The sequence below is a fragment of the Paraburkholderia sp. RL17-373-BIF-A genome, from assembly GCF_046030175.1.
Taxonomy (GTDB): domain Bacteria; phylum Pseudomonadota; class Gammaproteobacteria; order Burkholderiales; family Burkholderiaceae; genus Paraburkholderia.
Window position 1 is genome coordinate 1 of record NZ_JARESO010000257.1, and the last position, 1,423, is coordinate 1,423.

The 1,423-nt window shown below is 60.0% G+C and carries 1 protein-coding gene; it reads right to left on the reverse strand.

The features are described from left to right. A partial coding sequence (locus tag P0D80_RS50155) for a pentapeptide repeat-containing protein (RefSeq protein ID WP_408296187.1) occupies nt 1–1,047 on the reverse strand: 1,047 nt, incomplete at its 3' end. Nucleotides 1,048–1,423: the final 376 nt, after the last annotated feature.

The window sequence follows — 1,423 nt, forward strand, 5'->3', positions numbered from 1 at the left end:
CGAGAATGTCGTCCGATGCAAGGTCGCCCCGCGCAGCTCCGAGTAGGTCAGCCTCGCTCCGCTAAGGTTCGCCCCGCTCAGGTTCGCTCCGCTAAGATCCGTCCCGCTAAGGTTCGTCCCACCAAGGTTCGCTTCGCTCAGGTTCGCTCCGCTCAGGTTTGCCCTGCGCAGGTTCGCCCCGCTCAGGTCCACCCCGCTCAGGTTCGCGCTGCGCAGGCCCGCTCCGCTCAGCGCCACTCCAGTCAGGTTCGCCCCACTCAAGTTAGCCTCGTACAAGCCCTTCCAGCGCAGGTCCGCCCCGCTCAAGTTCGCCCCGCTCAGGTTCGCCCCGCCTAGGTCGATGCAGCGCAGACTGATCCAGCGCAGGTCCACCCCACTTAGGTCCACTCCGCGCAGGTCCACCCTACCCCGTCCGAGCAAGTCCTGCCTCATCAGTGAGATGCGTCCAACCGCTTCCCTGTACAGATAATGGTCTGCCTCGTGCCGAACAATCTCTTGCTCTAGGACTGCTTTGAGGTCATCGATGGTGCCCCCCTCCACGGCAAAGGACTCTGATGTCGCGCCAGTTTTCACGATAACGGCGAGAACTGTGCCGTTCTCGTCTGTGTCCTCTGAAACTTCCAGCTCTCCACCGTGTTTCAACCTTACCGAAACAGAACGGTTACCCGGGCGCCTAACCGAGAATTCTCCAGAGTTGACTTTTGCATGAAGGTCCACTACCGCCTGTACTACGGCATCTTCCTTCTGGTGGCTGCTGATGCGCTTGCAAACCCGCTCGATGAGCAGTCCAATAAAGGCGGTCACTAGGGTGATCGCCGCCGTCACCGTCCCGCGTGAGCAGGAAATATCGAAGTCCCCCGCCCGCTTGGCCATGCTTTCTTGGGCGTTGGCCGTCACAGTCCGGAAGACCTCCTTGCCGAACGTGGGGATGTCTCTTCCGTCCACGCCGCGCCGGAAGGCTTCGTGCGTCCCGCCCCCCAACCACTGACCAGACTGGTACTTGCCAAAAAAGGCTCTTGCAAACGTAAGTGCAGTTACAACAGACATATTAATCCTATGGATGCATCGACCGCGATGGATACTTATGCCGTGTCCACACACGACACGAGGAACTCGCCGGCAGCCTTCCCGTGTTGCATTCGCCCCCTTTCGTGTGGGGCCCCGCGCTGATCGGATGAACAAGGGTCTCACATCGCCGGATACATCAGGAGCATTCATGTGTTCATCACAAGCAGCGACGGGCTTCCGGCACTAGCCGCGCCCCGGCCATATGGCGCTCCGCGCCGTGTCAAGGGAGTAGTGTAGTGTCTTGGCATCGGCAGACGGCACTAACACTATAGCGAGCCGGATCGAACGAGCATGCCCAAATTCACTGGAACGATTGAGAATTGCATAGACGGGTCAAGCGCTGGCTTGCCGGATC